Here is a 7596-nt window from a genome sequence, read left to right as displayed (position 1 = left end):
GCGCAGGCACTCGACACTGGGCTATCTGAGCCCCGTGGAGTTCGAGGAGCGAGCTATGTTAGCTTAACCTCGTGTCCGAAAAACCGGCAGCAGGCCAGCTCGACTTCTCTGACCGAAGGAGGAAGTGCTCGCAACGTCTACCTTGATGGCGCGCTCCATCCCTCCTCATCCTGAGCTTGTCGAAGGACGCACTCCCTCTTAGCGCACCTTGTCCCTTCACGTCCGCGATTGTGGAAAAGCGCTTCTTGTGAGCGGCAGGCTGCGGCGAATGACACTATCTTCGCCGCACCAATCGATTCAGGAAATTCCATGTCCGCAGACGCCAAACGCATTGCCACCCTCATCGCCAACGAGATCAGCGCCCGCCCGGAGCAAGCCGAGGCTGCCATAGGCCTCCTCGATGAGGGGGCGACCGTTCCGTTCATCGCGCGCTACCGCAAGGAGGTGACCGGCGGGCTCGACGACACGCAGCTGCGAACGCTCTCCGAGCGGCTCTCCTATCTGCGCGAGCTCGATCAGCGGCGCGACACGATCCTCGGGTCCATCCGCGAGCAGGGCAAGCTGACGCCGGAGCTGGAGACGAAGATCGCAACCGCAGCGACAAAAGCGGAGCTCGAAGACATCTACCTTCCCTACAAACCCAAGCGGCGCACCAAGGCGCAGATCGCGCGTGAACGCGGGCTGGGGCCGCTGGCAGAGGCCATTCTGGCCGACCGCTCGAAAGTGCCGGCGGATATCGCAAAGGACTATCTGGGCGAAGAGGTGCCGGACGAGAAGGCGGCGCTTGAGGGCGCACGCGACATTCTGGCCGAACAGTTTGCGGAAAACGCCGATCTGGTCGGGCAGTTGCGCAACCACATGAAGGAACGCGCCGTCCTGCGCGCCCGGGTTGTCGAGGGCAAGGAAGAGGCGGGCGCGAAATTTTCCGACTATTTCGATCATTCAGAGCGCTGGGCGGGCGTACCGAGCCACCGCGCACTGGCCATGCTGCGCGGTCGCAATGAGGACGTTCTGGCGCTCGACCTGGAAGTGGATACGGACGACACCAGCCCGTTGAAACCGGCGGTGCGCATGATCGCGGCAGCCTATGAGATCGGCGGGCAGCTTCCCGGCGACCAATGGCTGATGGAGGTGGCCGGCTGGACATGGCGTGTAAAACTCTTCCTGCATCTCACCCTCGACCTGATGCGCGATCTGCGCGAGCGGGCCGAGGAAGAGGCGATCAACGTGTTCGCCCGCAATCTGAAGGACCTGCTTCTGGCAGCCCCCGCCGGCACCCGCGCGACGATGGGGCTGGATCCCGGCATCCGCACCGGCGTCAAGGTGGCGGTGGTGGATGCCACGGGCAAGCTGCTCGACACGGAAACGGTCTACCCGTTCCCGCCGCGCAACGATCTGCGCGGCAGCCAGGCGGCGCTTTCGGCATTGATCCGCAAGCATGGCATCGAACTCATCGCCATCGGCAACGGCACGGCCAGCCGCGAAACGGAGAAGATGGTCGCCGACATGCTCTCCGACATGCCCGCGCCAAAGCCGCTCAAGGTCGTGGTTTCGGAGGCGGGGGCCTCGGTTTATTCGGCTTCGCCCACGGCGGCGGCCGAGTTCCCCAATCTCGACGTGTCGCTGCGCGGTGCCGTCTCCATCGCCCGCCGCCTGCAGGACCCGCTGGCGGAACTGGTGAAGATCGAGCCGAAATCCATCGGCGTCGGCCAGTATCAGCACGATGTGGATCAGTATCGTCTGGCCAGGGCGCTCGACGCGGTGGTGGAAGACGCGGTGAATGCGGTCGGTGTCGATCTGAACACGGCCTCCAAATCGCTTCTGGCGCGGGTTTCCGGCCTTGGTGAATCGATCGCCGAGGCGATTGTCGCGCATCGGGATGCCAATGGCGCTTTTTCAAGCCGTAAGCAGCTTCTGGAGGTGGCGCGGCTCGGACAGCGCACTTTCGAGCAATGTGCCGGCTTCCTGCGCATCCAGAACGGTACAGAGCCGCTCGACGCGTCATCCGTCCACCCGGAAGCCTATGGCGTTGCCCGCAAGATCGTCGCCTCATGCGGGCGCGACGTGCGCGCGTTGATGGGCGATGCCGAGGCGCTCAAGGCGCTCGATCCGCGCGTCTTCGTGGACGAGCGTTTCGGCCTGCCGACGGTGCGCGACATCATCGCCGAACTGGAGAAACCGGGGCGCGACCCGCGCCCGGCCTTCCGCACGGCGACGTTTGCCGAAGGAATTGACGACATCAAGGACCTGAAGCCCGGCATGAGCCTTGAAGGCACGGTGACCAATGTCGCCGCCTTCGGCGCCTTCGTTGACATAGGCGTGCATCAGGACGGGCTCGTGCATGTCTCGCAGCTTGCCGACCGCTTCGTGAAGGATGCTCATGAGGTGGTGAAGGCCGGAGACGTGGTAAAGGTGCGGGTGCTTGAGGTCGACATCAAGCGCAAGCGCATCAGCCTTTCCATGCGCAAGGATGGCGGCAGCGCAGCTGGGGCCGGCGCAGGCGCAGGAGCCGGTGCCGGTCGACCGCGCGACCAGGGTAAGCCCGCCCGTACCGCGATGCCACGCAATGGCGGCGGCAAACCGGGCGGGCGTGGCAGCGAACCGCAGGGCGCGCTGGCCGCAGCGCTTGCTCAGGCCATGAAGAAGAAATAAAGGGCGTTCGTCATTCCGCCCTCACAGCGGGTGACGCACCACGCCTTGCGCCAATCGCCGCTTGCGGCCTGAATGGAGTTGCCACAGCGAGTGCGCGACCAGTGTGACGATGAGGATCGTGCCGCCGATGAGGGTGGCGCGGCTCGGCACCTCGGAAAAGATCAGCCACACCCAGACCGGCGCCAGAACCGTTTCGAGAAGATAGAACATCGCCACTTCCGGCCCTGAAATGTATTTGGGGCCGTTGGACAGGCAGAAGAACGAGATCGGCATGATCACCGCACCGTTGAGGATGATCCACCAGGGCGCTTCGATCCGATAACCGGTCCTGGCTGTCATGATCGCGGCCACAAGGCAGGGAAGCGCCACCGCCACGAGTGCGGCAAACCCCATGTCGCGACCGCTGCCGCGCGTGATGGTGATCGCGGTCGCCAGCAGGAATGCAGCGCTCAGCGCCATCACGTCACCGAACAGATTGCCGGCCCCGATGCCGCCGCCGACGATGATCAAGACACCGATCAGCATAACGCCCATGGCTATCAGCGTGGCGGGTCTTGGTCTTTCCTTGAGAAACAACCATGAGAGAAGCGCGGCAAACATGGAGTTGAAGGCAAGAATGAACACAAGATTGGCGGTAGAGGTGTTGTAGACGGCGGTGATGAAGCAGAGTGCCGAAAGCGCATAAAGGGCGGCGACCACAAGGCCCACACGACCGGGGACGAGCGGCGGGACATTGCGCGTAAAAAGACGCCACACGAACCATACGATAAGCGCCACCGCGACCGTCAAGGCGCTGCGCACCATCAGGATCGGCCAGGGGTCGCCATCGGCCAGCCGGATCAGCGGAATGTCGATGGTGAGCGCCATGCCGCCAAAAGCGGTCAGCGCAAGTCCCTTGGCGTGGGAAGATGGCGAGGGAGTGGGCATGAAGGACCCTTCCGGGACGGCGTGTCGGATGCAGGCGGGTGCGGTGGATGCGACCTTCAGTCGACGCGTTCCCACCCCTGCGGGCCCAGGTGCTCCTGTGGCTTGAAACGCACCTTATAGGCCATTTTGCGCGAGCCATTGACCCAGTAGCCGAGATAGACATGCGGCAGGCCGGCGGCGATTGCACGGTTGATATGGTCGAGGATCATGAAGGTGCCGAGCGAACGGTCGGTAAGCTCCGGGTTGAAGAAGGAATAGACCATCGACAGCCCGTCTCCCATCGTATCGGTGAGGGCCACGGCCATCAGCTCGCCTTCGCCCTTGCCGGTGATGAAACTGTCGGGTCCGCGGCGGCGGTATTCGATCACCTGCGTGCTCACATGCGTGTCTTCCACCATCATCGCATAGTCGAGCACGGTCATGTCCGACATGCCGCCTTTCTTGTGGCGGGCGTCGAGGTAGGAACGGAACAGCGTGTACTGTTCGGTGGAAGGTTCCGCATCATGGGCTGTGCCGATGAGGTCGGCATTCTGCCTGAGAATGCGCTTCATGTTCTTCGTCGGCTGGAACTCCTGCGCGAGGATGCGTACGGAAACGCAGGCGCGGCAGGTTTCGCAGGCGGGGCGGTAAGCGATGTTCTGCGAGCGGCGGAAACCGCCCTGGGTCAGCAAATCGTTCAGTTCGGGTGCCTTGTCACCGACCAGATGGGTGAAGACCTTCCGCTCGAACTGCCCTTCCAGATAAGGGCAGGGTGAAGGCGCGGTTAGAAAGAACTGCGGCGATTGGGCGGGTTGCTGCGTCATGTCGGTAGGGCGTCACTCCTGATCCTAAAGCCCATAATACCATGGCCCGACAAACGAAAACGTCAACCAAATTATCGCCACCAGCGGCATGCCCGCCTTTATGAAGTCGCGGAAGGAATAGTGGCCGGGGCCCATGACCATCAGGTTTGTCTGGTAACCGATCGGCGTCGCGAAGGAGCAGTTGGCGGCAAAGATCGTCGCGGCGATGAACGCCTCCGGAGGCACACCGATGGCCGAGGAGATTCCCAGGGCGATGGGGGTGAACAAGACGGCGGTGGCATTGTTGGAGAGAAAATTGGTCAGGATGGCGACCACCGCGAAATAGCCCGACAGGATGATTGCGGGGGACTGGCCCTGAAGTGCCGCCACCGCTCCGTCGGCGATGAGCTGTGCACCGCCGGTGCGTTCCAGCGCCGTGGCGGCGGCAATGGCCGAGCCCACCAGAAGGAAAATCTGCCGGTCAAAGGCACGGCCAGCCTGTGCAAGCGTCAGACAGCCCGTGGCGATCATGGCGAAGGCGCCGGCAACGGCCGTGGCGACGATGGGGGCGATGTCGAGCGCTGCCGTAATGACGATTCCGGCGAAAATGACGAAAGCGATCCAGGCCTTACGGCGCTGGGGAACCGGCTCGGCTGACCATTCGAGGACAAGGAGATCGTGGCTTTCGCGCAGATCCTCGAATGCGCGGTCGGTGCCTCCCACGAGAATGGTGTCGCCGGGTTCGAGCCGGATATCGGAGACCGGCGTGCGTCCCATCCGGCTTTTGCGCTGCACACCGAGCATGTGGACACTGTGTTCGGTCTCGATACCGGCGTTGCGGATCGTGCGCCCGGCGTGGCGCGAGCCTGGCGGTATGACGGCTTCGGCAATGTGATAGTCGGGACCGACCGTTGCCGTCTCCGCTTCGGCGATGTGTCCCGCTGCCCCGTGGGAAAGCGCCTGCGTGAAGGCGCGGCGGGTGGCCGTCACCATGAGACGGTCGCCTTCCGACAGAACCACATTCTCGAAGGGAGGGTGAAAGCTCATCCCGCGCCGGACGATAAGGCGCGGCGTCAGGTCGCCGAGCCCCTGGAACAGTCCGGCTTTCGATTCCTTACCAATGAAGGGATGACCCGGCACGATGCGAATCTCACCGATGAACTGCGTGCCGGACTGCATCTGCCGGAAGGTCTTTTCGCTGCTTGAATCGCGCAGGATGCGCGGCATGACGAAAAAGACATAGAGCGCACCCGCCGCCGCCAGAAGCAGGCCGGGCATGGTGATGTCGAAGAAACCGATCGTCAGGCCCGCCTTGCCGGCGACCCCGGCCACCAGAAGATTGGTCGAGGAGCCGATCAGCGTCGTCATGCCGCCCAGAATGGTCATGAAGGAAAGCGGCATCAGCGCCTTGGAAACCGGGAAGTTGCGCTGCGCGGCGAAGACGATCAGCACCGGAATGAAGATGACCACCACCGGTGTGTTGTTGAGGATCGCGCTCAGCATCGCCGCCGTGATGAGCGTGATGATGATGGTTCGCGTGCTCGAACTGCCGGCGGATTTTGCGAGAATGCGGGCCGGCTTGTCGAGCGCGTCGGTGGCAAACAGGCCCTGACCGACAATCAGGAGTGCCAGGACCGTTGCCAGCGCGGGATTGGCGAAGCCCGACAGGAGCTCTTCGGGCGGCAGGCCTCCGGACGCCTCATAGGGGATGAAAGCGAAGAGTGCCAGAAAGGCGACCAGACTGCCAAGAGCGACGATCTCCAGCGTAAAGCGCTCGCTGACATAGGCGGCGACGGTTGCGAGAATGATCGCGTAGGTCGCCCAGAGATGGAAATCGGCCATTCAGGTCCCGCTGCTTGAGACTGTCCCCGCAGGCGACGGTCTGCGCCTGCTCATCGTTGAGGAGAATAAGCACGGGCAGGCGCGCCGCAAGCATGGATTTGTCTCACGCCGACAAAAGGCGGGCAAATCAGCGAGGCTGGATGGCTCGTCCGAGAAAGGAATTTGCTTGTCTCTTATGTCGATGCGCAGTCAGGACTGCGCATCGGGGGGAAGATTGTGCTCCGATCCCAGCATCACGATGTCGAGCAGCCGGTCGTGCAACGCCTGCCTGTTGGTCAGGAAGAAGGGGGCGAGCAGGATGAGCGGCGTGAAGACTGCTGAGGTCACCAGAAACAGAAGAAGATGAGCAACCGCATAACGGCCGGTGATTTTGCTGTTGTCGAGGCGCTCCAGTCGCAATCCAAGAGCGCGCATCCCAAGTGTTGCCTGGCGGCGTCCGCCCAGCGTAACGGATACATAGACCATGACAAGGGCCAGTGTGGTCAACGAGGCAAGGCCTGCAGAAAGCGTGTAGAAGAAATTGAGGCTCTGCTGAGAAAACGCCGGTGCCACGCGTCCATCGGATGCCGCTATCCCGGTCAGGTTTTCCATCAGCATCGTCGCAACCACGGTCAGCACCAGGGCCAAGGCTACGTAAAGCGCGTAGTCCATGAGAAATGCCAGCACGCGCCGGACGTGGAGCCATCGGCCCTGGCGCAGGGAAATGTCCGTTGCCCGACCGTTGGGGAGCGTTTCGTCTGGATGGTATTCTTGAAATGTATCGGTCATCAAATCACTCGCAATATCGTTGGTGTTCTGAAAGACACCACGATACCGGGTTATCACGATTTGATAAACCTAAAATATATATAACCGTTAATAATGCAACCTTTAGGGGTGTTCAGTTTGACCGAACAACGACGGTGCCGAGGAGCAGGTCGTGGACCGTGCGCTTGTGGTCGAGAAACAGGCTTGCCAGAAGGATGAGCGGGGTCAGAATCGCGTTGCCGGCCCAGAAAAGAACCGTGTGAACAACCGCAAGCAGCGAATCGACACGCCCGCCGTCAAGGCGCGCAAGCCGGATATCCATGAACTGCATGCCGAGCGTCGCCTGACTGCGCCCGCCGAGCGTGAAGGCGACATAGAGGAGGGCGGTCAAGGGCGCGAGAATGCCGAACAGAAGCCAGCCGAGACCCAGCGTCATGACGCCGAGCAGGGCAACGATGATCGCAACGGGGATCATCATCAATCCGATCAGCAGATAGTCGATGAAGAACGCGAGGATACGGCGCGTGCGGACACCGCGGTAAAGATAACCGTCGTCCTGTGCATTGTCGAGAATTTCGCCGTCGAGGGGCCGGGCTGTCATAAACGATCCTCTTTCGATTGGTTCATGACAGAGATGGGGAACCTG

At 62.2% G+C, this 7596-nt stretch carries 6 protein-coding genes; 1 reads left to right on the top strand and 5 read right to left on the bottom strand.

Going from position 1 to position 7596, the window contains the following annotated elements; genetic code table 11:
- Window positions 1-309: 309 nt before the first annotated feature.
- Complete coding sequence (locus AC07E3_RS13825) at window positions 310-2652, top strand: Tex family protein (RefSeq protein WP_478362666.1); 2343 nt, start codon at window positions 310-312, stop codon at window positions 2650-2652.
- Between the two features lie 21 nt (window positions 2653-2673).
- Here AC07E3_RS13825 and AC07E3_RS13820 read toward each other — a convergent pair whose 3' ends face one another.
- The 5 genes from AC07E3_RS13820 to AC07E3_RS13800 form a co-directional block, all read right to left on the bottom strand.
- Entirely contained in the window at window positions 2674-3579 is a 906-nt protein-coding gene (locus AC07E3_RS13820; protein WP_065817720.1) for a DMT family transporter, read from the bottom strand.
- Between the two features lie 56 nt (window positions 3580-3635).
- Window positions 3636-4382 (bottom strand): arginyltransferase, encoded by a 747-nt coding sequence (locus AC07E3_RS13815; protein WP_223004358.1) that lies wholly within the window; start codon window positions 4380-4382, stop codon window positions 3636-3638.
- Window positions 4383-4406: 24 nt separating this feature from the next.
- A complete protein-coding gene (locus AC07E3_RS13810) occupies window positions 4407-6203 on the bottom strand; it encodes an SLC13 family permease (protein WP_336065401.1) in 1797 nt (598 codons plus the stop codon).
- Between the two features lie 189 nt (window positions 6204-6392).
- Window positions 6393-7028 (bottom strand): RDD family protein, encoded by a 636-nt coding sequence (locus AC07E3_RS13805; RefSeq protein WP_478362663.1) that lies wholly within the window; start codon window positions 7026-7028, stop codon window positions 6393-6395.
- A 55-nt stretch (window positions 7029-7083) separates the two neighbouring features.
- Window positions 7084-7551 (bottom strand): RDD family protein, encoded by a 468-nt coding sequence (locus tag AC07E3_RS13800; protein WP_336065398.1) that lies wholly within the window; start codon window positions 7549-7551, stop codon window positions 7084-7086.
- Window positions 7552-7596: the final 45 nt, after the last annotated feature.

It is taken from the genome of Nitratireductor lacus (assembly GCF_056431025.1).
This window is presented reverse-complemented; position numbering and strand designations above follow the sequence as displayed.